Below are 22737 nucleotides of genomic sequence, written 5' to 3' on the forward strand. Positions count from 1 at the left end.
GTCTCACACGAGGGAGTGCTCGCGCGGCGAGGCGGCCGAGGCGGCGGCGAGGCTCTCCCCCTCGATGTCGAGGTTGGGCAGGGCCCGGTCCAGCCGGCGGGGCAGCCACCAGGCGGAGCGGCCGAGCAGGGACATCACCGCGGGCACCAGGGTCATCCGGACGACGAAGGCGTCGATGAACACGCCGACGGCCAGGGCGAAGCCGATGGACTTGATGATGGGGTCGGGCATGAGCACGAACCCGCCGAACACCGCGATCATGATCAGGGCGGCGGCGGTGACGACGCGGGCGTTGTGGCCCAGGCCGTTGACGGTGGCCTGCTGCGGGGTGTCGCCGTGGACGTAGTCCTCGCGCATGCGTGAGACCAGGAACACCTGGTAGTCCATGGCCAGGCCGAACAGGATGCCGATCAGCAGGATCGGCAGGAAGCTGACCAGCGGGCCGGGGGTGTCGACGCCGACCAGGTCGGCCAGGTGGCCCTGCTGGAAGACCGCGACGGTGATGCCGAAGGTCGCGCCGACGGTGAGCAGGAAGCCCGCCGCGGCCTTGACCGGCACCAGGATGGACCGGAAGACCAGCATGAGCAGCAGGACCGACAGCCCGACCACGAGCAGCAGGTAGACCGGGAGCGCGTCGGCGAGCTTCTCGGAGATGTCGATGCCGATCGCGGTGACGCCGGTGAGGGCGATGTCGGCGCCGGTGACGGTGGCGACCTTGTCGCGGATGGCGTGGACGGCCTCCTCGGTGGCGGCGTCGGTGGGCCCGGCGGTGGGGATGACGGGCAGCAGCGCGGCGGTGCCGGCGGCGTTCAGCTGCGGCGGGGCGACGGCGAGCACGCCCTCGGTGCCGGTGATCAGCTTGGCGGCCCGGGTGGCCGCGGCGGTGGTGGCCTCCTTGTCGGCGGCGGTGACGACGGCGATCAGGCGGCCGTTGAAGCCGGGGCCGAAGCCCTCGCTGGTCAGGTCGTAGGCCCGGCGGGCGGGGGAGTCCTCGGCCGCGGTGCCGGCGTCGGGCAGGGCCAGGCGCATGTCCTGCATGGGCAGCGCGAGCGCCCCCAGCGCCACCACCCCGGCCAGCAGGATCGGCACGCGCAGGCGGATGACCAGGCGGCCCCAGCGGAACCCGAACGCCTCCCGCGTCGCCTGCCGGGCCTGCCCGGTGCGGTGCCTGCGGGGCAGGACGCGCTCGCCGACGAAGCCGAGAACGGCCGGGAGCAGGGTCAGCGCGACGGCCACGGCCACGGCCACGGTGGCGGCGGCGGCCAGGCCCATGGCGGTCAGGAACGGGATGCCCACCACCGACAGGCCGGCCAGGGCGATGATCACGGTGACGCCGGCGAACACCACGGCCGATCCGGCGGTGCCGGTCGCGCGACCGGCGGCTTCGCGGGCCTCCATGCCCTCGGCCAGGAACTGCCGGTAGCGGGAGGTGATGAACAGAGAGTAGTCGATGCCCACGGCCAGGCCGAGCATCAGCGCCAGGGTCGGGGCGGCGCTGTTGAGCTCCACCACGCCGGTCAGGGCGAACAGCCCGGCCATGCCCGCGCCCACGCCGACCAGAGCGTTCACCATCGTCATGCCGGCGGCCACCAGGGAGCCGAAGGTGACGACCAGCACCACCGCGGCGACCAGCACGCCCAGCGCCTCGGACGAGCCGACCTCCGGCGCGCCGCCGCTGACCGGTTCGCCGCCGGGCTCGACGCGCAGGCCCGTCACGCCCTCGCCGACGTTCTCGTACGCCTCGCGCTGGGCGTCGGTCAGATCCGTGACCTTGGCCGAGAACTGCACCTGGACCAGGGCGTAGCGGCCGTCGGGGGAGAGCGATCGGGCGGTGAACGGGTCGACGGCGGCCAGCACGCCGGGCACGGCCGCGGCCTGGGCCACCACGGGCTTGACCTGGTCGGGGGTCAGCTTCTCCGCCGTGGCCGAGGCGATGACGACGGTGCCGGTCGCGCCGCCGGCCTGCGGGAACTGCTGGCGCAGGACGTTCATCGCCCGCTGGGACTCGGTCCCGGGCATCGTGAACTCACTGCTGGTGGAGCCGCTGAACGCCGCGGCGGCGCCGCCGAGCAGCGCCAGCAGCAGCAGCCAGACGGCCACCACCCGGCCCCGCCGGTGGAAGGAGAACCGGCCGAGCCGGTAGAGCAGAGTCGCCACTGTGAGACACCTTTTATAGGGAACGACGGTGAGTCGTGCGGGTCTGGGACTGGATGGTGCAAGGTCTGGGTCGGGGCCGCGCTCCGGTCCGGTGAGGTCCCGGCGCGCTCCGGCGCGGCGGCTCCGCCGGAACGGGGCTGCCGTGCTCTTCCCGGGTTCAGCGGCCGGCGGGGTCCGGGTGGCCCAGGGCGTCGTAGCTGACGCCGATGAGATGGCCGAGGGCGTCGGAGGGCAGGTGCGCGCCCAGCGCGGTGCGGGCCACCGCCAGCGCGCCGACCGCGCCGGCGACCCGGACCAGCCGGCCCGGGTCCGTGTCGGGGCTGAGCAGGAACGCCTCGACGATCACCTCGGCCACGGGCTCCAGCGGGGTGCTCCCGCCGCTGCCGGGATCGTTCGTGCCGTCCGGCAGGTCGCGGAGCAGGATCGACAGCAGCAGCGCGATGAAGCCCGGCCGGCGCAGCGCCAGCCGCGCCAGAGCGGTCAGCGCGGCGCGGTCGCGTTCCGGCCCGGGAGCGTGGCCGGCGGCCTGGCGGGTGATGTCCTGCAGTTCGGACAGGCACCGGGCGGCGACCTCCTCCTGCAGCGCCTCCTTGGAGGGGTAGTGGCGCAGCAGGCCGCTCTTGGAGTAGCCCACCGCGTCGGCGACGCGCTGGATCGACGTCTCCTGGAAACCGTGGCGGGCGAACAACATGGCGGCGCAGTCGATGATCTCCTCATCGATCTGCTCCCGGGTCTGACGCGGCATAGGACCACAATAGACGCTATGCGACCATATTGGTCGCAATGAGACCGTGATGGTTCCCACAGGGGGAAATCCTCAGATCGCGTGTCCCCGCACGGGGGGTGGCGCGGTCACCGGCTCTGTCTGATGCTCGGAACATGGCTCACTCACCGCTCTCCTACTCCTGCGGCATTTCCACCACGCCCCTGCTGGGCGAGACGATCGGGGAGAACCTGGAGCGCACCGCGGCGCGCTTCCCCGACCGCGAGGCGCTGGTGGACGTGGCCGCCGGCCGGCGCTGGACGTACGCCGAGTTCGACGCCGCCGTCGACGAGCTGGCCCTCGGCCTGCTGGCCGGGGGCGTCGCCAAGGGCGACCGGGTCGGCATCTGGGCGCCGAACTGCGCCGAGTGGGTGCTGACGCAGTACGCCACCGCGAAGATCGGCGCGATCCTGGTCAACGTCAACCCCGCCTACCGCAGCCACGAACTGGACTACGTGGTCCGCCAGTCCGGCATGCGCCTGCTCATCAGCGCCGTCGCGCACAAGGGCAGCGACTACCGGGCGATGCTCGCCGGGATCGGCTTCGAGCCGGTGGTGTTCGTCGGCGAGCCCGGATGGGACGAGCTGGTGGAGGCCGGGCGCCGTGCCGACCCGGCCGCCCTGCGTGACCGGGCGGCCGCGCTGGCCTTCGACGACCCGATCAACATCCAGTACACCTCGGGCACCACCGGCTTCCCCAAGGGCGCCACGCTGTCGCACCACAACATCCTCAACAACGGCTACTCCGTCGCCCAGGGGCTCGGGTACACCGAGGCCGACCGGGTCTGCCTGCCGGTGCCGCTGTACCACTGCTTCGGCATGGTCATGGGCAACCTGGCGGCGACCTCGCACGGCGCGTGCGTGGTGCTGCCGTCGCCCGGCTTCGACCCGGAGGCCGCGCTGCGGGCCGTACAGCAGGAGCGCTGCACCTCTCTGTACGGCGTGCCCACCATGTTCATCGCCGAGCTCGCGGTGGCCGCGGAGTACGACCTGTCGTCGCTGCGCACCGGCATCATGGCCGGCTCGCCCTGCCCGGTGGAGGTGATGAAGCGGGTCGTCGGCGAGATGCACATGAGCGAGGTGGCCATCTGCTACGGCATGACGGAGACCTCCCCGGTGTCCACGATGACCGGGCGCGACGACGGGCTGGAGCGCCGCACCGGGACCGTCGGCCGGGTCGTGCCGCACCTGGAAGTCAAGATCGTCGATCCCGACACCGGGCGGCCGGTGCGCCGCGGCGAGCCCGGCGAGCTGTGCACCCGCGGCTACTCCGTGATGCTCGGCTACTGGCAGGAGCCGGACAAGACCGCCGAGGCCGTCGACGCCGCCCGCTGGATGCACACCGGCGACCTGGCCACCATGGACGCCGAGGGCTACGTCAACATCGTCGGCCGGATCAAGGACATGGTCATCCGGGGCGGCGAGAACGTCTACCCGCGCGAGATCGAGGAGTACCTGTACACCCACCCCGACATCGCCGACGTCCAGGTGATCGGCGTCCCCGACGCGAAGTACGGCGAGGAGCTGATGGCCTGGATCGTCATGCGCCCCGGCGCCGAGCCGCTCACCGCCGAGGCGGTCAGGGAGTTCTGCGCGGGCCGCCTGGCGCACTACAAGATCCCCCGGTACGTGCATCCGGTGGAGGGGTTCCCGATGACCGTCACCGGCAAGATCCGGAAGGTCGAGATGCGGGACATGGCCGTGGATCTGCTGGGACTGCACGACGCGGCGGACATCGCCGGGGCGTGACCGCCGGGGCCGCGCCGGCGGGGGAGGAGGGAGGCCGTCCCGGCGCGCGGCGACGCCGTGCGAGCCCTCCCTCGCCTCCGGTCAGCCTCTGGTGACGGTGGAGGGCACCAGCTCGCCCAGCCCTCGCACGACGAGGCGGTCCATCGGCCGGAGCGCGAACGCGCCGTCGCCGGCCAGCTCCTCCGCCATCGCGGGGTCGACCAGCACGGCGTCGGCGGCGGCGAGGGCGGTGAGCCTGCTGGCCAGGTTGACCGTGGTGCCGAACACGTCGCCCATGCGGCCGATCACCTGGCCGATCGCGAGCCCCACCCGCAGCGCGGGCGTGTTCTTGGAGCGGGAGTGGACCTCCACGAGCCGCAGGGCGATGTCGGCCGCCACGGCCGCGGTGTCGGCGACGAACAGCACGGAGTCGCCGAGCGTCTTCACCACCCGGCCCTGCGAGGAGGTGACGACGTCGGCCGAGCGGCTCTCGAACCGCTCGACGAGGGCGGCCAGCTCCTTCTCGGAGATCTGGCGGCTCAGCCGGGTGAACCCGACCAGGTCGGCGAAGCCCACGGCCAGCCGTACGGTGCCGGTCTCCTGGTCCACGACGCGCCCCGCGGCGCCGGCCAGCTGCCGCCGCCAGGCGTAGACGAGCAGCCGCTCCAGGTCCGGCACCACCCGGTCGGCCCGCGTGCGCCAGGTGTCCGCGCGCTCCCGCAGGGGGACGCCGGCCTGGTCGAGCGCCTCGACGCCGATCACGGCCTGCGACTCCGCGAGCCGGGCGGTGGCCCTGCCCAGCGACCGGGTCACCAGGAGCGCGTGCTCCTCGTCGTAGGTCCCGTCGCGCACCAGGCCGATCAGGGTCAGGAGCGCCTCGACGTCGGAGTCGGTGAACTCCACCGCGTCGTCGGCGACGTCGGCGAAGCCGAAGGCGCGCCAGAACCGCCGCGCGCGGTACATCGGTATGCCGGTCATCGCGGCTACCTGGCGGCTTGTGTAGCGGCGGTGCTGTCGGAGGAACGCCCCCGCCAGATCGTCGGCCACCCTGTCCTCGACTGTCGTCAGCTCTTCCCGTGAATCCCATAAGGGAGGAATCGCACCATACATCCCGTGGGCCGCGGGACGCCAGGACGGCCGGTGCCCCGGCCGCCGGAGCCCGGCGGTGCCGCTACCCTGCACAGGGTGTACGTGAAGATCTGCGGGCTGCGCGAGCCCGGGCATGTGGCGGCCGCCGTGGAGGCGGGCGCGGACGCGGTCGGTTTCGTCCTCACCCGCAGCTCCCGGCGGGTCACCCCCGAGCGGGCGCGGGAGCTGGCCGCGGCGGTGCCCCCGCACGTGCTGACCGTGGCGGTGTTCGCCGGGGAGAGTCCGGAGCAGATGCGGGAGGACGCCCTGGCCTCGGGGGTGCGCGCCGTCCAGCTGCACGGCGACCATCCGCACGAGGACTTCACCGCGCTGCGCGACCTCGGCCTCACGCTGGTGCGCGCCGGGGCGGCGGGGGTGGACCTGCGCTGCGGGGCCTTCGACGAGGACCTGCTCATCGTCGACGCGCCCCGGCCCGGCTCGGGCGAGCCGTGGGACTGGGCGGCGGTGCGCGGGCGCCCGTCGGGCCGCTGGATGCTCGCCGGGGGACTGGACCCGGCGAACGTGGCCGGGGCGATCGCCGCGGCCCGCCCGTGGGGGGTGGACGTGTCGAGCGGGGTGGAGAGCGCGCCCGGGGTCAAGGACGCCGGGCGCATCGGGGAGTTCGTCGCCGCCGCCCGCGGGGCCGCCACGGGATAGGGCCCCGCGGGGCCGCCACGGGACGGGGGAGCCGCGCGGCGACTCCGGCTCATCCCCTCGCCGCGTGCGTCAGGGAGGCTTCCCAGAAATCGGCGTAGCGGCCACCGCGGCGCAGCAGCTCGTCGTGGCCGCCTTCCTCCACGAGCCGGCCGCCGTCCAGGAAGACGATGCGGTCGGCGCGCCGGACGGTCCGCAGCCGGTGCGCCGCCATCACCACCGTCCGCCCCGCCATCAGGCGCTCGACGCCCTCGTGGACGGCCGCCTCGTTCACCGGGTCCAGCGCGGAGGTGACCTCGTCCAGCAGCACGATGGGCGCGTTCTTCAGCAGCGCCCGGGCGATCGAGACGCGCTGGCGCTCACCGCCCGACAGCAGCGCGCCGCCCTCGCCGACGTTCGCCGCCCATCCGCCGGGCAGTCGCTCGACGACCTCGTCCAGCCGGGCGGCGGCCGCCGCCGCCCGCACGTCGGCGTCGTCGGCGTCGGGACGGCCGAGGCGCACGTTCTCCTCGATCGTGCCGTCGAAGAGGTAGACGTCCTGGAAGACGATGGCGATCCGCTCCATCAGCACCCGGGTGCTGATGGAGCGCACGTCCACGCCTCCCACGCGCACCGCGCCCGCGTCCACGTCGTAGAACCGTGCGAGCAGCTGGAGCAGCGTGCTCTTACCGGCGCCCGAGGGGCCGACGACGGCCAGCCGCTGCCCCTGGGGCACGGACAGCGACACGTCGTCGATCACCGTGCGGTCGCCGTGCCGGAAGGTGACGGAGTCGAGCTCCAGGTCGTGGCGGGCCGGCCGGATCGGTTCGCGGGCCTCCGGCAGCGGTTCGGTGCGCAGCACCGTGTCGAGTCTGGCCAGTACGGAGCGCGCGCCGCGCAGTTTGCCGGCGATGTCCGACAGCGACAGCAGTGGATCGGCGCAGCGGGCGGCGAGCACCAGGATCGCCAGAAGCTCCGCCGCGCCGATGTCCCCGCCGAGTGCGAGGTGGGCGCCCAGCGCCAGCACCAGGGTGAACATCGCCTGCACCGTGAGCGTCAGGCCCAGCACGCCGGGCAGCGCCGACAGCACGGTGCGGCGGGATGCGCGCTGGAGTTCCCGCAGTGAGCCGTCGAGCAGCTCGAAGCGTTCGCCGGTCCGGCCGCCGGCGCGCAGCACGGGCTGGGCCTGGAGGTATTCGATGACCCGCCCGGCGGCCTCGTGGTCGCGCCGGTGGCGTTCCGCGTCGGCGGCGGTCGCCGAGCGCGCCGTCCAGATCTGGATCGCCGCCACGACGGGGGCGGCGGCCAGCGCGGCCAGGCCCAGCCGCCAGTCGGAGGCGAGCATGACGGCGACGATCGTCAGGGGTGTCACCAGGGCGGAGACGAACGGCGCCAGCAGATGCGCCGCCACGCCCATCGCCTCCAGGAGGCCGCGGCTGGCCAGGACGGACACCTCGCCGACCCGGCCGGGGCTGTACCAGCCGATGGGCAGGCGGGCCAGGTGATCGCCGAGCCGGTGGTACATGCCGCGCAGCAGCGTGGTCCCGACGCGCATGCCGGACAGGTCGCTGAGGTAGCGGAGTGCCGCGTAGACCGCGATGGCGGCCCCGAAGGCGATCAGCCAGGGCCGGGCGGCCGCGGGGTCGCCTCCGAAGAGCGCTCGCAGCACGGGGACCAGCAGGGCGTAGGAGAGGCCCTCGGCTGTCGCGGTCGCCGTCATCAGGGCCACGGTGCGGCGCATCGGCCGGGCGTGCTCGTGTCCCAGCACGCGCAGCAGCATTCGGATCATCGGGTCGTGTCTCCTCGCGGTGCGTCACCGTGGGCTTCGGTCTCGCCGGTCGTCGCCGACTCGTGGGATCGCCGGAAGGCGGCGAACCTCCCGTCCCGTGCCAGCAGGTCGGCGGGGCTGCCGCGCTCGGTGATCGATCCGTTCTCCAGCACCACGACGGTGTCGGCGTCGGCGATCGTCTCCGGGCGGTGGGCGATGACCAGGATCGTCCGGTCGCCGCTCAGCGTCGCCAGGGCCCGGCGCACCGCCCGTTCGGTGTGCGGGTCGGCGAAGGCGGTGGCCTCGTCGAGGACCAGGACGGGTGTGTCGGCCAGCAGCGCGCGTGCGATCGAGATCCGCTGCGCCTCTCCGCCCGACAGTTCGGCGTCTTCGCCGATCACGGTCTCGTACCCGTGCGGCAGTTCGAGGATCCGATCGTGGATGTTCGCCAGCCGGGCGGCGTGGATCACTTCGTCGAGGCCGGCGTGGGGCACCGCCAGTGCGATGTTGTCGGCGACCGACGCGCGCAGCAGGCGAACGTCCTGGAAGACGAAGGAGACCGTCCGGTACAGCTCGCGGCTGTCGAGATCGCGGAGATCGACGCCGCCCAGGGTGACCGAGCCGTGGGTCGGGTCGGAGAACCGCGGCAGCAGCCGGGCCAGTGTGGACTTCCCGCTTCCCGACGGCCCCGTGATCGCGGTGATCGTGCCCGGTTCGAGTGCCAGGTCGATCCCGCGCAGCACCTCGTGGCCGGTTTCGTAGGCGAATCGGACGTCGCGCAGTTCCACCCGGTGCCCCCGCGGCACGAGCGGGCGCGCGGGCTCGGGCAGCGGCCGGACCGCGAGCACGTCCCGGATCCGTCCGACGGCGCGCCGGGCGCTCTGCAGATCGTCGAAGCCGTGGCCGAGGGCCGCCACCGGGGCGGTCAGGCCCAGTCCGAGCAGCAGGAAGGGGAGCAGGTCGGCCGGGACCATGCCGCCGGTCGTGATCAGAACCGTGCCGCCGGTCAGCACGACCAGCAGTACGAAGGGCGGTGACAGCGCCAGCTGCATTCCGGCGGCGATCGGGGACATGCCGCGGACCCAGCGGACGAAGTCGCCGACGAAATCGTCCGCGGCCGACAGGAACGCGCGGTGGGCGCGTTCGGTCCCGCCGAACGCCTTGACGACCGAGATCCCCTGGACGAACTCGACGACGGAGCTCGCGATGCGTCCCATGGCGGCGTCGAGCGTCTCCTGCTCGCGCAACCGGGCGGGGGTCATCATCAGGGGGACCAGGGCCACCGCCAGCGCCACCGGGATCAGTGTGATCAAGGTGAGCCGCCAGTCGACGGTGAGCAGATAGACCAGCGATACCAGCGGCACCGCGAACGCGGAGACGAGTTCGCCGGGGGCGTGGGCGATGAAGGGGTGCACCGCGCTCACGTCCTCTCCCACCACCTTGGCGAGCTCGCCGGTCCGGCGGTGGGAGAGCCAGTCCATCGGCACGCGTCCCAGCTGGGCGGCCAGGCGGCGGCGGAACGCCAGTTGCACCCGGCCGTCGAGGAGATGCCCGATTCCGGATGAGGCGGCGGTGAACAGCAGCCGGATGAACAGGCCGGCCGCGCCCGCGACCACGACGGTCCGGACGTGGCCGTGGTCGATCGGGCCGGGCGACAGCAGGGCGCGGCCCAGTTCGGCGACCGCCAGCAGCGGCGCCAGTCCTGCGACGGCGCCGATCACCTGCAGGATGACGACGGCGGCGAAACCGCGCGCGTGGGGGCGCAGCAGTCCTGCCATGCTCTGTTCCGCCGGGGAGCCGGTGTCCGGTGGCGGCGCGGGCTGTTCTGCCGCCGGGGCGAGGTCGGTGGTGGTCATCGTTCTCCCGTCTCCGTTCCCGTCGATCTCGTCGCGGCCGGGCCGGTGGGGGTCGTATGCGGGACCGCCCGCGAGGGCTTCACCCGGCCAGGGCGCGGCGCAGGGCGGCGCCGAGTTCGGCGAGCTGCCGCTGCGACACCTCGGCGGACAGGATCGCCTGCGAGCCGTGGAAGGTGCCGGGCCACTGGTGCAGCTCGACCGAGACGCCCGCCTGCAGCAGCCGCAGCGCGTAGTCGATGCCCTCGTCGCGGCTGGGGCAGAGTTCCGCGGTGGCGAGGTAGGCCGGGGGCAGGCCGGACAGGTCGGCGGCCCGTGCCGGGGCGGCGTAGGGGGTGGCGGGTCGCGCGCCCAGGTAGTGCCGCCACGATGCGGTGACTTTGTCGCGATTCATCCAGGGGGTGTCGGTGAAGTTCCGCTGGGACCAGGTCTGCTGGCGGTCGTCGAGCCCGGGCTGGTTGAGCAGCTGGAAACGGATGGGCGGTCCCTGCTCGTCGCGTGCCCGCAGCGCCGTCGCGGCCGCGAGGTTCGCACCGGCGCTGTGGCCTCCGACCGCGATCCGCTCCGGGTCGACGCCGAGCTCGGCGGCGTTCTCGGCGGTCCAGTTCAGTACGGCCCAGGCGTCGTCCAGGGCGGCCGGGAACGGGTTCTCGGGCGCCAGGCGGTAGCCCACCGAGATCACCGTCGCGCCGGAGGCGTCCGCCAGGCGCGCGGCCCAGGGGTGTTCGGTGTCCAGGTCGCCCATGACGAATCCGCCGCCGTGCAGCCAGACGACGGCGCCCTGGGTCCGGTGCGGGCGGTAGATCCGCACCGGCACGCCCGGGTCGGCGGGGACCGTGCGGTCCTCGATTTCGAGGTTCGAGGTGTCCGGCGCCGCCACCGCCCCGGCCAGCCGGGCGAGGTTCTCGCGCTCGGTGACCGGATCGGTCAGGTCGGCCCGGGGGAACAGGGGGACGAACACTTCCAGTTCGGGATCCATGTCGGCCATCCTCACGGCCGTGGCCCGCGAGATCATCCGACATCCGTCGGGTGTCCGGCCCCGATCGCGCACCGACCGGCGCGCCTCCTCGTGCCGCGGGAGCCGTATCCTCCTGCCATGGAGGCTCTGGCCGCACGGCTGTCGCACCTGGATCCGCACGTCCAGGGTGTGGTCCGCGTCGTCGCGTTCTATGACACGCTGATGCGCCGGCGGGTGGATCTGCCGGCGCTAGCCCGGGCCTCGGCGGGGCTGGCCGAGTGCGTGGCCGGGATCCGGTTGTCCGGCACGGGGCGGATCATCCGTACGGCGCCCGACGGCAGGGAGGCCTCCGTTCCGCCGGCGGCGGCGTCCACCACCGTGCCGATCCTCCTCGACGAGGAGGAGATCGGCACGGTGTGGCTGGAGCGGCCGGGCCCGCCCGGCCCGCTCGACGAGGTGCTGCTGGACCGGCTGGCGATCGCGGCCGGGGCGGTCGTGGAGAGGTACGGCCCGGCCCGCACCACCATGGCCGATCCCGCCCTCGTCGAGCTGGTGATCAGCGCCGACAGCGACGAGGCGGCCCGGGCCCGGGCGTTGCGGCTGCTGGGGTTCGCCGCCGATCTGCCGGTCCGCGTCGTCGCCGTGCGTTCGCCCCTCCCGCTCGACCGGGTCGGCGGCCTCATCTGCCCGGCCCGTCCGGTGAAGGCGGCGCCGCTGGCCGAGGTGGGCGTCATCTTGGCCACCACCGTGGATCCGGCCCGCTTCCCCGCGGGGGTGCGCGCGGGCATCGGCTCCGCCGAGAGCCCCGATCGATCCTGGTGGGAGGCGCGCGCCGCCCTGCGCTTCACCACCGCCCGTCAGCCGGTCGTCCACTACGGCGGCCTGGGCGCGCTGGCGCTGCTCGCGCAGGTGCCCCAGGAGGCGGCGCGCGACAACGCCGACGTGGCCGCGATCGCCCGGATGGCCGACGCCCCGGGGGACCTGGAGACGCTGGAGGCCTACTGCGCCACCGGCTCGCTGCGCCGGGCCGCCGACGTGCTCCACCTGCATCACAGCAGCGTCGCCCGGCGGCTCGAACAGATCGGGAAGGCCCTGGGCATCGAGCTGACCGAGCCCACCGGGCTGGTGCGGGCCAGGATCGCCCTCACCGCCTGGCGGCTCCTCGACGGCTGAGGAGGGGGCACGGGCTCGCGGGGCGCTCCTCAGCCCTCGCGCCCGACCGGAGGGGCGAGGCTCAGCGGTGCGTCCACTCCGGCTGGAGGAAGTCGGCCACCCGCGCGGTGCGCCCGAGCAGCACGATCTCGCGGAACTGCCACAGCAGCGCCCCGGTGGGGGCGTGTATCACCATCCGGGGGCCCAGGTGCATCTGCAGCAGCCGCCCGCCGTCCGGCTGCGGCACCCACCGCACCGCGTCCGGCGCGGCCAGCCGGCGCAGCGGCACGTGGTGCACGGAGTGGACCTCCTCGGCGCTGGGCGCCAGCGGTCCCGGATCCGCCACCGCCACGACGAGCGGGGTGATCGTGAAGTTCGAGGCGGCGGGGAAGTCGTCGAGCCGTCCCAGCACGGCCTCCGGCGCGGCGGCCAGCCCGATCTCCTCGTGCAGCTCGCGCAGCGCCGCCTGCAGGGGGCTCTCGCCGTCCTCCAGGCGTCCGCCCGGCAGGGCCCACTGGCCCGCGTTGCGGCCCCGGTAGGCCCGCTTGATGACGATCACCGAGGGCGCGCCGGAATGCTCGACCACGCACAACGCCACCGCCGCCCGCCGCACGCCCGGTGCGTCGGGCAGCGTCGTGTGCCGGTGGGCCGCCAGCCGGTCGGCGGCGCGCTCCCGCAACGCCGCCAGGTCGCCGAGGGGATCGCTCATGGACGCATCATGTCAGAGGATCACCCGCCGCCCGCGCCCGGCGGCGGGTCTCCGGCCGGGGGCGGGAGCCGCCGGGAATTCGCGCGCGGTCGCCGCCGTTGTCACCGGTGCGGCCCCGATCGGGGGCCGTCCGGACGAGACGCGCCGTACCCGGCCTGCAAAGACGACGCTCCTTGGGAAGGGAGCCGTCGTGGCCTGGCTCATGATCATCGCCGCCGGTCTGTTCGAGGTCGTCATGGCCTACTCGCTCAAGCTCAGCGCCGGGTTCTCCGTGCCGCTGCCGAGCATCGGCTTCGCCGTGTCGGCCGTGCTCAGCTTCGGCCTCCTCGCGCTCGCCCTCAGAAGCCTCGAGGTCGGTACGGCCTACGCCGTCTGGACGGGGATCGGCGCCGTCGGCACCGCCGTCGCGGGCATGGTGGTGCTGGGAGAGAACGCGTCGCCCATGAAGATCGCCTCGATCGCCCTCATCCTCGCCGGAGTCGTCGGCCTCAACCTGGCGGGCGGCGGTCACTGACCGGCCGGCGCCCGCGCCCGGAAGATCGCGAGACATCGGGGCTTGACCCTGCCCCTAGGGCAGGGTTCGACGATGGTCCGCATGGACACCAACGCACTGCACACCAACGCGCTGCACACCGTCGAAGCCGGGATCCGCGAGCAGGTCGCCGCCCACTGCGAGTCCGGGGAAGTCCCCGGGTTCGTCGCCGGCGTCTACCACGCCGGCGAGCAGATCGTCGTCGCGCACGGCATCGCGAACGTCGCCACCGGCGCGCCGATGCTCGAGGAGACCGGCTTCCTGTTCGGCTCGGTCACCAAGGTCCTGACCACCATGCTGGTCCTGCAGCAGGCCGACCGCGGAACGCTGGACCTCGACGCGCCGGTGGTGAAGTACCTCCCCGAATTCGCCCTGACCGACCCGGGCGCGGCCGGTAAGATCCTGGTCCGGCACCTGATCTCGCACACCAACGGCATCGACGCGGACCTGTTCTTCCCCGACGCCAAGGGCCCCGACGCCCTGAAGACCTACGTCGACGGCCTCGCGAACAGCTGCGGCACCATGTTCGAGCCCGGCGAGCAGCTCAGCTACTCCAACGGCGGCATGATCGTCGCGGGCCGCCTGCTGGAGGCGGTGACCGGCGTGCCCTTCCCCGACCTGCTCGAACGCGACGTCTACGCGCCCGTCGGAATGAAGGACTCCAGCACCTCGGCCGAACGGGCCATCCTGCGCAGCACGGCCGTCGGCCACTTCCCGGACCCCGAGACCATGGCGGCCAGGCCCACGCGCATGTTCACGCTGCCCGAGACCTGGGGCCCGGCCGGCGGGACGCCGATCGGCACCGTCGCCGACCTGCTCGCCGTCGGGCGCACCCACCTCGCGGGCGGCGTGTCCCCGTCCGGCGCGCGCGTCCTGTCGGCGGAGTCGACCGCGCTGATGCAGCGGGTCTCGTACGACATGGCGAGCCCGAACGTCCCGCCGATGGGCCTGGGCTGGGTGCGTTACCCGTTCGGCGGCACGACCGTCCTCGCCATGTCGGGCGCGTCGCCGGGCGGGGTGTCCATCCTGTGCGTCGTGCCCGAGCACGACCTGGTCTTCACCGCCTTCGGCAACACCCCGGGGGCGATCATGCTGCAGGACCGGATCCTGCGGTGGCTGCTGAGCGAGCACCTCGGCGTCCGGATCCCCGCTCTGATCACCGAGACGGAGCAGGACGTCGACCTCACCCCGTACGCGGGCACCTACCGCTCCGATCAGCTCCGCATCGACGTCAGCGTCGTCGACGGCCAGCTGGAGGAGCGGGTGACCTACGAACCGGCGGACGAGTCGCAGAAGCGGATCTTCACCGAGTTCGCCGGCGGGACGACCTCCGCCCCGCCGCAGCGCTACGTGCCGATCCGGCCCGGCCTCTTCGCGCCCGCCGGATACCCCATGGAGACGTTCGACGGATATCTGCGACTGCTGCTCGTCTCCTACCACGACGTCCGTGACGGCCGGGCGCGCTTCCGCAACGGCGGCGGCCGCCTGACCCGGCGGGCCTGACCGTTCCCCACCGGAGTGGAAGGATGTCCGGCATGCTCACGATCGGCCGGCTCGCGGACTACGCCGGAGTGACCGTCAAGGCCATCCGCCACTATCACGAGCGCGGTCTGCTCGCCGAGCCCGACCGCGACTCGTCCGGCTACCGGCGCTACACCGCCGAGCATGCCGTCAAGCTCGTCAAGATCAGGACGCTGGCCCATGCGGGCGTGCCGCTGGCCCGCGTCAAGGAGCTTCTCGACGCCGACCCGGACACGCTCACGGCGGCCATCGCCGAGATCGACCACGACCTCGAGGACCGCATCGCGCAGCTGCGGCGAGCCCGCGGCCAACTCGCCCAGCTGCGCGGCGGTGACCGGCTTTTCGTCTCCCCGGAGGTCGCCGACCACCTCGACGATCTACGCGGTCTCGGCGTCAGCGAGCGCGCGATCCGGGTGGAACGCGACGGCTGGATCCTCATGCAGACGGCCTCGCCCGAGGACGCGGCCCTGTGGATCGCCGAAAAACGCGAGCTGATGGCCGATCCCGAGTTCCGCGCCCTCTACCTCGAACACGACGCCGCCTACGACTGGCCGCCGGACGATCCCCGCCTCGCCGCCCTCGCGGACCGCATCCGGAACTGGTTCGCCGGTCGGCACAGCCGGTCCGAGGCCCGGCCCGTCCACAACCCGGCCATCGCCCGGCTGGCCGCGCAATCCCTGCCCGGAGCCTCATCCCCGGCCTGGGACCGGCTCGCCCGGCTCGTGGAGGGCTGAGCCCGATCGCGTGGAGGGCCGACCTCGGTCCCGTGGGGGCCGGGCCCGATTCCGTGCGCCGCCCGGCCGGGAGCGTCGGGCGCGATGTCCGCCTCGCCGGGATCGCGGCAGTCCCTTCTGCTGCGCCGCGGGGGACGGCAGAATCGATCAAGGTAACGCCGGCCGCCCGACGGCCCCGGCCGGCACCGTCCGAGGAGGTCATGGAAGTGGAACGGCTCACCGGCAGGCGGATTCTGATCACCGGCGCGGCTTCAGGCATCGGCCGGGCGACGACGTTGCGGCTGCTGGCCGAGGGCGCCCGGGTGGTCGCCGCCGACGTCTCCGAGGACGGCCTGAAGGAGACCCTCGCCCTGGCCGGCACCGACCGGCTCACCGTCGCCACCGCCGACATCGCCGACGAGGCGTCCGTCGGCTCGCTGGTGAGCGCGGCGGCCGCCGAGCTCGGCGGGCTGGACGCCCTGGTCAACGCCGCCGCCATCCTGCGCGGCGCGCACACCCACGAGTGCTCGCTGGAGCTGTGGAACCGGGTCATCGGAATCAACCTGACCGGCACGTTCCTGATGACCCGGGCGGCGCTGCCGCACCTGCTGGCATCCGGCAGGGGAGTGGTGGTCAACTTCAGCTCCACCGCGGCCTTCTTCGCCCACCCGTTCATGGCCGCCTACTCGGCCAGCAAGGGCGGCATCTTCTCCTTCACCCACAGCATCGCCCAGGAGTACGGCAAGCAGGGCCTGCGCGCGGTCAACGTGGTGCCCGGCGGCATCAGCAGCGGCATCACCGCCAACATCCGCGACCTGGTGCCCGAGGACACCGACTGGGACCTGTTCGGCAAGCTCACCCCCGCCCTGCCCGGCGGCATCCCGGGACCGGAGAAGGTCGCCGGCGTGGTGGCGATGCTCGTCTCCGACGACGGCTCCTTCATCACCGGCACCGAGATCCGCGTCGACGGAGGCGCCCACCAGTAGACCGGGCGGGCCGGACCCCGAGCCGCGACGGTCAGGAGCCGCGCGGGACCACCAGGCCGGACTCGTAGGCGAAGATCACCAGCTGGGCGCGGTCACGGGCGCGGAGCTTGGTCATGGCCCGGTTGACGTGGGTTTTCGCGGTCTGCGGACTGATCACCATGCGGTCGGCGATCTGGTCGTTGGACAGGCCCCGCGCGACCAGGGTGACGGCCTCGCGTTCGCGGTTGGTCAGCTCCTTCAGCCCCGTGCCGGCGCCGGTGTGCGGCGGCTGGGCGACGTACCGGTCGATCAGCTTGCGGGTGATCGACGGTGCGAGCAGGGCGTCGCCGCGCGCGGCGACGCGCACGGCGTGCAGGAAGTCCTCCGGCACGATGTCCTTGACGAGGAATCCGGCCGCGCCGGCGCGCAGCGCGTTGAAGACGTACTCGTCCAGGCCGTAGTTGGTCAGGATGACGACGCGCACCCCGGCCAGGGCCGGGTCGGCGGCGATGCGCCGGGTCGCCTCGATGCCGTCGACGACCGGCATCTGGACGTCGACGAGCGCGATGTCGGGCAGGTGCCGCCTGGCCAGGGCCAGGCCCTCCTGCCCGTCGGCGGCCTCGGCCACCACCTCGATGTCGTCTTCGAGGTCGAGGAGCGCGCGGAACCCGCCGCGGATGAGCGGCTGGTCGTCGACCAGCAGGACGCGGATCACGGAGTCCGGTCCACGGGGAGCTCGGCCTGCACGGAGAAGCCGCCCTCGCTGCGCGGCGCCGCCCGCAGGCTGCCGCCGAGGGCGGCGACGCGTTCGCGCATCCCGAGCAGTCCGACGCCGGGCACGGGCGCGGCGCCGGGCGTGGCCCTGCCGTCGTCGTCGACCTGTATGACCAGGACGTCGGGACGGTAGTCGATCCGGACCGACGCCGTCGCGGCGGCGGCGTGACGGGCGACGTTGGTCAGCGACTCCTGGACGATCCGGTAAGCGGTCCGCTCCACCGCGTCCGGCACGTCGGGTCGCCGTCCCTCGATCGTCAGCTTGGCGTCCAGGCCGGTCGTCCGGGCCCGTTCCACCAGTTGCGGGACGTGGTCGAGCCCGTGCGGCGGGCTCTTGCCGTCCTCGCGCAGCACCTCCAGGGTCGCCCGCAGTTCCCGGGCCGCCTCGCGACCGGCCTCCCGGATCGCCAGCAGCGCCTCCGGCACCTGCTCGCCCCGCTTGCGGGCCACGTGGACGGCGACCTCGGCCTGCACCTTGATGATCGAGATCTGGTGGGTGAGCGAGTCGTGCAGCTCCCGGGCGATGTGCAGCCGCTCCTCGTCGGCGCGGCGGCGCGCGGTCTCCTCCCGGGTGCGCTCGGCTTCGTCCGCCCGCCGCTCGGCCTGCCGCAGCGCCTCGCCCGCGGCGCCGGCCGCGATCAGCCAGGCCAGCTCCAGGGCGCCCCGGGCCTGCGCGAACGCCTCGCCCGTGTCGTGCAGGCCCGAGGCCATGGCCGCGAGGGGGAGGAGGGCCAGCACGATCACGCTCGCCGCCACCGTGACGGCGCGGTGTCCCGCCCGCACGGCGGCGTACACCGCGAACAGGTAGGCGACGGCGGGCACGTCGAACCCGGCGGCCTGGTGACCCGCCGCGCACAGCCCGGTGACGGCCAGGACGGGAACCGGGGCCCGGCGGCGCGCGGCCAGCGCCAGGCCGCCGGACGCCAGCAGCGCGTAGCCGAGCAGGTCGAGGTAGGTGCCGGAGTGCCGTCCGGACAGCCCGGTGACCAGCAGCGCCGCCGCCACGCCGACGGCGATCGCCCAGTCTCCGGCAGTGGCCGGGAAACCGGGCCGTCCTGTGCTCATGCGCGCACCTTAGCCGGATACCGCCGCGGGCGACTCCTGCCGTGGGGTGATCGGTCGCCTACCGCGCACGCGGTATCTCCGCGACTTCTGCGGCATCGGCGGTACCCGGCTGCGGCGTCGGCGGCAGCACGGATTGTCCGCGTCCGCCGGACGACCGGTGGTGGGGCCGGCGGACAGGATCAGGTGACGTCCAGTCGCAGGAAGCCCAGTGGAAAGGACCATCCCATGCCCGTCCGTCATCTGTTCGCCGCCGCGGCCGCCCTCCCCGGAGGTCTCCATCTCGCCGTGCCGGCGGTCGCGCACGTTCTGGCCCAGCCGGATTCCCCCGGTGCCTACACCCTGACCTCGGGGCGTCTCTGGTCGCTGGTGGCCGCGGCGCTGGGGCTGGCCGGCGCGGCCGTCGGCGGGCTGGCCCTGACCCGCTCCGCCGGCCGTGCCGGGGCCGGCACCGGGCGAAGGGGCGCCGTCGCGGCGCTGGCGGCGGGGCTGGCCGGCGCGCTCATCGGCGGGCTGGTCGTGGCCGCCGCCGAGGGCGGTCCCGGCACCGGCTACGGAATAGTCGGGGGCTTCGCGGCCCTGGCGGTGGGACTGGTCGCCATGGTGCTCGGCGGGCTGGCGCTGGCCCGCTCCCGCCGTATCGCGCCCGGCCCCGGCGACGATCAGCCCGTCGGGATGAGGACGGATCCCGGCACGTCGCGGCAGACGCGCTGACGGCGCCCGCCGGGCGTTACGCCGGCGCCGGACCGCCGTCCGGTTCGCCCGCCGCCGGCTTCCGACCCGGTTCGTCCGCCACCGGTTCGCTCGTCACCGGCTTCCGGCCCGGTTCGCCCGTCCCCGGCTTCCGGCCCGGTTCGCCCGTCCCCGGCTCCGGGGCCGGCTTGCTCGCCACCGGCTTCTGACCTGGTTCGCCCGTCCCCGGCTCCGGGGGCGGTCCGCTCGTCACCGGTTCCGGTTCCGGGTTCGGTTCGCCGAGCTGCTCGCGCAGATAGTTCCAGAGCACGGCGATCAGCGCGGCCGCCGGCACGGCGAGCAGGCTGCCGATGATGCCCGCCAGGCTGCCGCCGAGGACGACCGCGAGCAGCACCACCGCCGCGTGCAGGCCCAGGCCGCGGCTCTGCACGATGGGCTGGAAGACGTTGCCTTCGAGCTGCTGCACCACGACGATGAGGGCCAGCACGATGAGCGCGTCGGTCAGGCCGTTGGAGACCAGGGCGATGAGCACGGCCACCAGGCCGGCGAAGAGGGCGCCGATGATCGGCACGAACGCCGACACGAACGTCAGCACGGCCAGCGGAAGGACCAGGGGCACGCCGATGATCCACAGGCCGAGCCCGATGAAGACGGCGTCCAGCAGGCCGACGAAGGCCTGGGAGCGGACGAACGCCCCCAGGGTGTCCCAGCCGCGCTCGGCGATGGTCGGAAGGTCGACCGCGAGCCGGCCGGGCAGCTGGCGGGTCAGCCAGGGCAGGAAGCGGGGACCGTCCTTGAGGAAGAAGAACATCAGGAAGAGGGCCAGCACCGCGGTGACGATGCCGTTGGCCACCGTGCCCACGCCGCTGACGGTGGCGGTGAGGATGCTGCCGACGCTGTCCTGGATGCGGGCGACCGCCGTGTCGAACGCCCGGGTGATCTGATCGTCGCCGATGTTCAACGGCGGGCCGGCCGCCCATTCCCGCACCTGCTGGATGCCCTTGACCACGCCGGCGGTCAGCTCGCCGGACTGGGACGCGACCGGCACCGCGATCAGCACGACGATGCCCGCCGCCAGTATGAGGAACAGTATGGTCACGACTGACGCGGCCAGGGCCGGGGGCCATCCGTGCCGGCGCAGGAATCGGGCCGGCGGCCACGTCAGCGTGGTCACCAGCAGCGCGACGACCACCGGCCACACGACCGACCACATCTTGCCCAGCGTCCACAACGTCACGGCGGCCAGCAGCAGGACCAGAAGCAGCCGCAGGGAGACGCGGGCCGAGACGCGCAGTGCCGACCGGGTCTTCGCTGAGCTCAGCGGGGCAGACATGAGATCACCTTAAGGTGCCGGGCGAGCGGGATCGCTCGCCTGGAGACCGGAGACATGATGGCGTGTCAGGACAAACATATAAATCTACATAGTAAAGGGCATCTCTCGAATCTAAACAAGATCAACAAAACCAAGGCGACGACGGGGGAGAGCCGCCCCGACCTGCCCGGACCCGGACGGCGGCCCCGGGCCGGTCTCGCTCCATGTCACAACTGGACCGGTCTCCTCGTCTTAGACGATCTGCGGGATGCGCGGGCCTGGCTGATCACGGTGGTCGCCCGGATCTGCCTGGACGAGCTGGGCTCCGCCCGGGTAAGGCGCGAGAGCTGCGTCGGGCCGTGGTTGCCCGAGCCGCTCGTCGGGGCCGCCGGGGATCGTGCTCTGTCGTGCCCGGGGCCGGGTCCGGAGGATCGGGTGACCCTGGACGAGTCGGTCAGCATGGCGATGCTCGTCCTGCTCGAGTCGCTCAGCCCTGCGGAGCGGACCGCCTTCGTGCTGTATGAGGTCTTCGGCCTGTCCGATCCGGAGGTCTCGGCGGTCGTGGGCCGCAGTGAGGCGGCCTGCCGTCAGCTGGTGGCCAGGGCGCGGGGGCATGTCCGCCGTCGCGCGCCCCGTTTCACTCCCGATCACGGTCAGCACGTCCAGGCGGTCGAGGCGTTCTTGAAGGCGTGCTTCCACGGAAGCGTCGAGGAACTGGTCCGGGTCCTGGATCCGGGTGTCGTCCTGCGCTCCGATGGCGGCGGTCTGGTTCCCGGCGTGGCGCGGCGGCCCGTCGTCGGCGCGGTCAACGTCGCGCGGCTGCTGTCCGGCGTCGCGGCCAGGCATGCCGTCACGCCGCGGTTCAGTGCGGTCAACGGCTCGACCGGCCTGGTCTTCGAAAGCGGCGGGGTCGTGGTCGGGGTGATGGGGTTCACCGTGGCGGAGAGCTTGATCACTGAGATCGATTTCGTGGTCAACCCCGACAAGCTTCAGCGGGTCGCCCGTCGGCGGTGATCCGTACGGCTGCGGGCGGATCCTGCCGAACGCTGCTATCGGGCGGGGGCGCCCCTCGGCGTGCCGACGACCGTCGCGTTCGGGTCGCGCGACCTCCTGCTCGTGCGCCGGTCCCGTCATCTCGATCAGCTCCCGCCGGGTACTCGTGCCGGGGCGCTTCCCGGCTGCGGGCACGTCGCCATGAGTGATGATCCCGCCGCTGTCGTCGCGCTGATCATCGGATCCGCCCGTGTCGTGGATCATCCGGCATGAGCGGCGTGGGCGGGCGGTCGTTCGGGCGGGGAGCCCAGGTCCGCCCGGGTGAATCCGTCGGGCAGCGCGCCGATCCCTGAGCCCGGATCCGCGATCAGGTGAGAGGAGGTTCCGATCGGAGCAAGGTGTCTCCCGCCTCGGCTCGCTGGTACCGCACGTTGGCTCCCTGCCGGGTGCGGGCCACCAGACCGGCGTTGAGCAGCACGCCGAGGTGATAGGAGACCGTGGAGGCGGCGAGATCGTGGCGGTGGCTCAGTTCGGTGGTCGATCTGGGCACGTCGAGATCTCGCAGGATCGCGGCCCGGCTGGGTCCCAGGAGATCGGGCAGTGCCGAGCGCCGTCCCGGTCTGGCGGGGAACGGCTCTCTGACTGGATAGGAGATGACCGCGTTGTCCGGGTCGCACAGCTGGACGCGCAGGACCGGCCAGGCCAGCAGGGAGGGCGACAGGACCAGTTCGTGGCCGCGTAGTTCGCCGATCTCGTCGTACGGTTTGTCGATGCGCAGCTCCTGTCCGGTCCAGGTGAGGTCGGGGTGGAGGGTGTGGAGCACGTGGCCGACGCCGTGCGTGGCCATGGTCCGCGCGCGGTCGGCCATGTCGGCGGCTGCGTTCTCGCTCAGCGCCTTCCACTGGTCGGCGAGTGTGATCGACCAGAAGCGGCGGAGGCCGTCGACGGCTCGCCGGGCGAAGGCGCCCGATTCCATCGCCCGGCGTATCCCGTCCGGCATGGGGTTGTTGGGGTAGCGGCCCAGGAGCAGTTGCCGCGCCACGTCGGTGTCCGGGGTCTCTCTGATGATCTCCAGTTGTTCGCGCAGGGCCCGTGGCCAGGCGGTGGTGATCGAGGGCCGTGGTGTCAGCATGTCGAGGGTGTAGCCGGTACGGCCGGGCAGCACCGCGGCGATCATCGCCACGTCGGGATCGCGTAACGCGCATCGGGCGCCGGCTCCGGGCAGTCCGAAGTGCGGGTGGCGCTGGTTGAAGGCGGTGAATCCCAGCCAGGAGGTGACCTCGGCGGCGGGAGAGGGTGCGAACCTGGTCCGAGAAAGACTCAA

The 22737-nt window shown here is 73.2% G+C and carries 20 protein-coding genes and 1 riboswitch; of the genes, 9 read left to right on the forward strand and 11 right to left on the reverse strand.

The window, feature by feature from the left end:
- Nucleotides 1–3: 3 nt before the first annotated feature.
- Both Plo01_RS31760 and Plo01_RS31765 read right to left on the reverse strand, forming a co-directional pair.
- The gene (locus Plo01_RS31760; protein WP_203894431.1) at nucleotides 4–2157 is read right to left on the reverse strand and encodes an MMPL family transporter; all 2154 of its coding nucleotides are present in this window, start codon (nucleotides 2155–2157) and stop codon (nucleotides 4–6) included.
- Between the two features lie 157 nt (nucleotides 2158–2314).
- Nucleotides 2315–2902 (reverse strand): TetR/AcrR family transcriptional regulator, encoded by a 588-nt coding sequence (locus Plo01_RS31765; RefSeq protein WP_203894432.1) that lies wholly within the window; start codon nucleotides 2900–2902, stop codon nucleotides 2315–2317.
- Nucleotides 2903–3036: 134 nt separating this feature from the next.
- Here Plo01_RS31765 and Plo01_RS31770 point away from each other — a divergent pair, with 134 nt between their 5' ends.
- Nucleotides 3037–4668: an AMP-binding protein gene (locus Plo01_RS31770; protein ID WP_203894433.1), complete on the forward strand. Its 1632-nt coding sequence runs from the start codon at nucleotides 3037–3039 to the stop codon at nucleotides 4666–4668.
- An 81-nt stretch (nucleotides 4669–4749) separates the two neighbouring features.
- Here the strand turns inward: Plo01_RS31770 and Plo01_RS31775 are convergent, their stop codons facing one another.
- The gene (locus Plo01_RS31775; protein ID WP_373871743.1) at nucleotides 4750–5694 is read right to left on the reverse strand and encodes an adenylate/guanylate cyclase domain-containing protein; all 945 of its coding nucleotides are present in this window, start codon (nucleotides 5692–5694) and stop codon (nucleotides 4750–4752) included.
- A 138-nt stretch (nucleotides 5695–5832) separates the two neighbouring features.
- Here Plo01_RS31775 and Plo01_RS31780 point away from each other — a divergent pair, with 138 nt between their 5' ends.
- On the forward strand, nucleotides 5833–6432 hold the full coding sequence (locus tag Plo01_RS31780) for a phosphoribosylanthranilate isomerase (RefSeq protein WP_203894435.1): 600 nt from the start codon (nucleotides 5833–5835) through the stop codon (nucleotides 6430–6432).
- A 49-nt stretch (nucleotides 6433–6481) separates the two neighbouring features.
- On the opposite strand, the gene Plo01_RS31785 is transcribed toward Plo01_RS31780, so the two are convergent.
- The 3 genes from Plo01_RS31785 to Plo01_RS31795 form a co-directional block, all read right to left on the reverse strand.
- The gene (locus tag Plo01_RS31785) at nucleotides 6482–8197 is read right to left on the reverse strand and encodes an ABC transporter ATP-binding protein (RefSeq protein ID WP_203894436.1); all 1716 of its coding nucleotides are present in this window, start codon (nucleotides 8195–8197) and stop codon (nucleotides 6482–6484) included.
- A complete protein-coding gene (locus Plo01_RS31790; protein ID WP_203894437.1) occupies nucleotides 8194–10032 on the reverse strand; it encodes an ABC transporter ATP-binding protein in 1839 nt (612 codons plus the stop codon). The genes Plo01_RS31785 and Plo01_RS31790 overlap by 4 nt, the downstream gene beginning before the upstream one ends.
- Before the next feature lie 79 nt (nucleotides 10033–10111).
- Nucleotides 10112–11008: an alpha/beta hydrolase gene (locus Plo01_RS31795; protein ID WP_203894438.1), complete on the reverse strand. Its 897-nt coding sequence runs from the start codon at nucleotides 11006–11008 to the stop codon at nucleotides 10112–10114.
- A 117-nt stretch (nucleotides 11009–11125) separates the two neighbouring features.
- Between Plo01_RS31795 and Plo01_RS31800 the strand changes: the two genes are divergently transcribed.
- On the forward strand, nucleotides 11126–12160 hold the full coding sequence (locus Plo01_RS31800; RefSeq protein ID WP_203894439.1) for a helix-turn-helix domain-containing protein: 1035 nt from the start codon (nucleotides 11126–11128) through the stop codon (nucleotides 12158–12160).
- Nucleotides 12161–12221: 61 nt separating this feature from the next.
- Here the strand turns inward: Plo01_RS31800 and Plo01_RS31805 are convergent, their stop codons facing one another.
- Nucleotides 12222–12848 (reverse strand): NUDIX hydrolase, encoded by a 627-nt coding sequence (locus Plo01_RS31805; RefSeq protein ID WP_203894440.1) that lies wholly within the window; start codon nucleotides 12846–12848, stop codon nucleotides 12222–12224.
- A gap of 107 nt (nucleotides 12849–12955) precedes the next feature.
- A riboswitch (guanidine-III (ykkC-III) riboswitch) is annotated at nucleotides 12956–13021 on the forward strand.
- A gap of 17 nt (nucleotides 13022–13038) precedes the next feature.
- On the opposite strand from Plo01_RS31805, the gene Plo01_RS31810 reads away from it, so the two are divergent.
- From Plo01_RS31810 to Plo01_RS31825, 4 genes are all read left to right on the forward strand, one after another.
- Nucleotides 13039–13362 (forward strand): DMT family transporter, encoded by a 324-nt coding sequence (locus Plo01_RS31810; RefSeq protein WP_203894441.1) that lies wholly within the window; start codon nucleotides 13039–13041, stop codon nucleotides 13360–13362.
- A gap of 81 nt (nucleotides 13363–13443) precedes the next feature.
- Entirely contained in the window at nucleotides 13444–14883 is a 1440-nt protein-coding gene (locus Plo01_RS31815; RefSeq protein WP_203894442.1) for a serine hydrolase domain-containing protein, read from the forward strand.
- Between the two features lie 32 nt (nucleotides 14884–14915).
- On the forward strand, nucleotides 14916–15635 hold the full coding sequence (locus Plo01_RS31820) for a MerR family transcriptional regulator (protein ID WP_203894443.1): 720 nt from the start codon (nucleotides 14916–14918) through the stop codon (nucleotides 15633–15635).
- A gap of 200 nt (nucleotides 15636–15835) precedes the next feature.
- Nucleotides 15836–16600 carry an SDR family NAD(P)-dependent oxidoreductase gene (locus Plo01_RS31825; RefSeq protein ID WP_239317466.1) on the forward strand — a complete coding sequence of 255 codons (765 nt, stop codon included), beginning with the start codon at nucleotides 15836–15838 and terminating at the stop codon, nucleotides 16598–16600.
- 31 nt (nucleotides 16601–16631) lie between these two features.
- On the opposite strand, the gene Plo01_RS31830 is transcribed toward Plo01_RS31825, so the two are convergent.
- Nucleotides 16632–17294 carry a response regulator gene (locus tag Plo01_RS31830; RefSeq protein WP_203894444.1) on the reverse strand — a complete coding sequence of 221 codons (663 nt, stop codon included), beginning with the start codon at nucleotides 17292–17294 and terminating at the stop codon, nucleotides 16632–16634.
- A complete protein-coding gene (locus Plo01_RS31835) occupies nucleotides 17291–18418 on the reverse strand; it encodes a sensor histidine kinase (protein WP_203894445.1) in 1128 nt (375 codons plus the stop codon). The genes Plo01_RS31830 and Plo01_RS31835 overlap by 4 nt, the downstream gene beginning before the upstream one ends.
- A 225-nt stretch (nucleotides 18419–18643) precedes the next feature.
- Between Plo01_RS31835 and Plo01_RS31840 the strand changes: the two genes are divergently transcribed.
- On the forward strand, nucleotides 18644–19129 hold the full coding sequence (locus Plo01_RS31840; RefSeq protein ID WP_203894446.1) for a DUF6223 family protein: 486 nt from the start codon (nucleotides 18644–18646) through the stop codon (nucleotides 19127–19129).
- A gap of 16 nt (nucleotides 19130–19145) precedes the next feature.
- Here Plo01_RS31840 and Plo01_RS31845 read toward each other — a convergent pair whose 3' ends face one another.
- The gene (locus tag Plo01_RS31845; RefSeq protein ID WP_203894447.1) at nucleotides 19146–20441 is read right to left on the reverse strand and encodes an AI-2E family transporter; all 1296 of its coding nucleotides are present in this window, start codon (nucleotides 20439–20441) and stop codon (nucleotides 19146–19148) included.
- Nucleotides 20442–20855: 414 nt separating this feature from the next.
- Here Plo01_RS31845 and Plo01_RS31850 point away from each other — a divergent pair, with 414 nt between their 5' ends.
- Complete coding sequence (locus tag Plo01_RS31850; RefSeq protein ID WP_203894448.1) at nucleotides 20856–21434, forward strand: sigma factor-like helix-turn-helix DNA-binding protein; 579 nt, start codon at nucleotides 20856–20858, stop codon at nucleotides 21432–21434.
- A gap of 346 nt (nucleotides 21435–21780) precedes the next feature.
- Here the strand turns inward: Plo01_RS31850 and Plo01_RS31855 are convergent, their stop codons facing one another.
- Complete coding sequence (locus Plo01_RS31855) at nucleotides 21781–22737, reverse strand: ArsR/SmtB family transcription factor (RefSeq protein ID WP_203894449.1); 957 nt, start codon at nucleotides 22735–22737, stop codon at nucleotides 21781–21783.

Source organism: Planobispora longispora (assembly GCF_016863135.1).
Lineage (GTDB): Bacteria > Actinomycetota > Actinomycetes > Streptosporangiales > Streptosporangiaceae > Planobispora > Planobispora longispora.

Excerpts from the sequence above, each read along its gene's own strand:
- Plo01_RS31840 (WP_203894446.1), top strand. The coding sequence starts at position 18,644 with ATGCCCGTCCGTCATCTGTTCGCCGCCGCGGCCGCCCTCCCCGGAGGT.
- Plo01_RS31765 (WP_203894432.1), bottom strand. The coding sequence starts at position 2,902 with ATGCCGCGTCAGACCCGGGAGCAGATCGATGAGGAGATCATCGACTGC.
- Plo01_RS31845 (WP_203894447.1), bottom strand. The coding sequence starts at position 20,441 with ATGTCTGCCCCGCTGAGCTCAGCGAAGACCCGGTCGGCACTGCGCGTC.
- Plo01_RS31825 (WP_239317466.1), top strand. The coding sequence starts at position 15,836 with ATGGAAGTGGAACGGCTCACCGGCAGGCGGATTCTGATCACCGGCGCG.
- Plo01_RS31790 (WP_203894437.1), bottom strand. The coding sequence starts at position 10,032 with ATGACCACCACCGACCTCGCCCCGGCGGCAGAACAGCCCGCGCCGCCA.
- Plo01_RS31770 (WP_203894433.1), top strand. The coding sequence starts at position 3,037 with ATGGCTCACTCACCGCTCTCCTACTCCTGCGGCATTTCCACCACGCCC.
- Plo01_RS31795 (WP_203894438.1), bottom strand. The coding sequence starts at position 11,008 with ATGGATCCCGAACTGGAAGTGTTCGTCCCCCTGTTCCCCCGGGCCGAC.
- Plo01_RS31785 (WP_203894436.1), bottom strand. The coding sequence starts at position 8,197 with ATGATCCGAATGCTGCTGCGCGTGCTGGGACACGAGCACGCCCGGCCG.
- Plo01_RS31820 (WP_203894443.1), top strand. The coding sequence starts at position 14,916 with ATGCTCACGATCGGCCGGCTCGCGGACTACGCCGGAGTGACCGTCAAG.
- Plo01_RS31805 (WP_203894440.1), bottom strand. The coding sequence starts at position 12,848 with ATGAGCGATCCCCTCGGCGACCTGGCGGCGTTGCGGGAGCGCGCCGCC.
- Plo01_RS31835 (WP_203894445.1), bottom strand. The coding sequence starts at position 18,418 with ATGAGCACAGGACGGCCCGGTTTCCCGGCCACTGCCGGAGACTGGGCG.
- Plo01_RS31815 (WP_203894442.1), top strand. The coding sequence starts at position 13,444 with ATGGACACCAACGCACTGCACACCAACGCGCTGCACACCGTCGAAGCC.
- Plo01_RS31800 (WP_203894439.1), top strand. The coding sequence starts at position 11,126 with ATGGAGGCTCTGGCCGCACGGCTGTCGCACCTGGATCCGCACGTCCAG.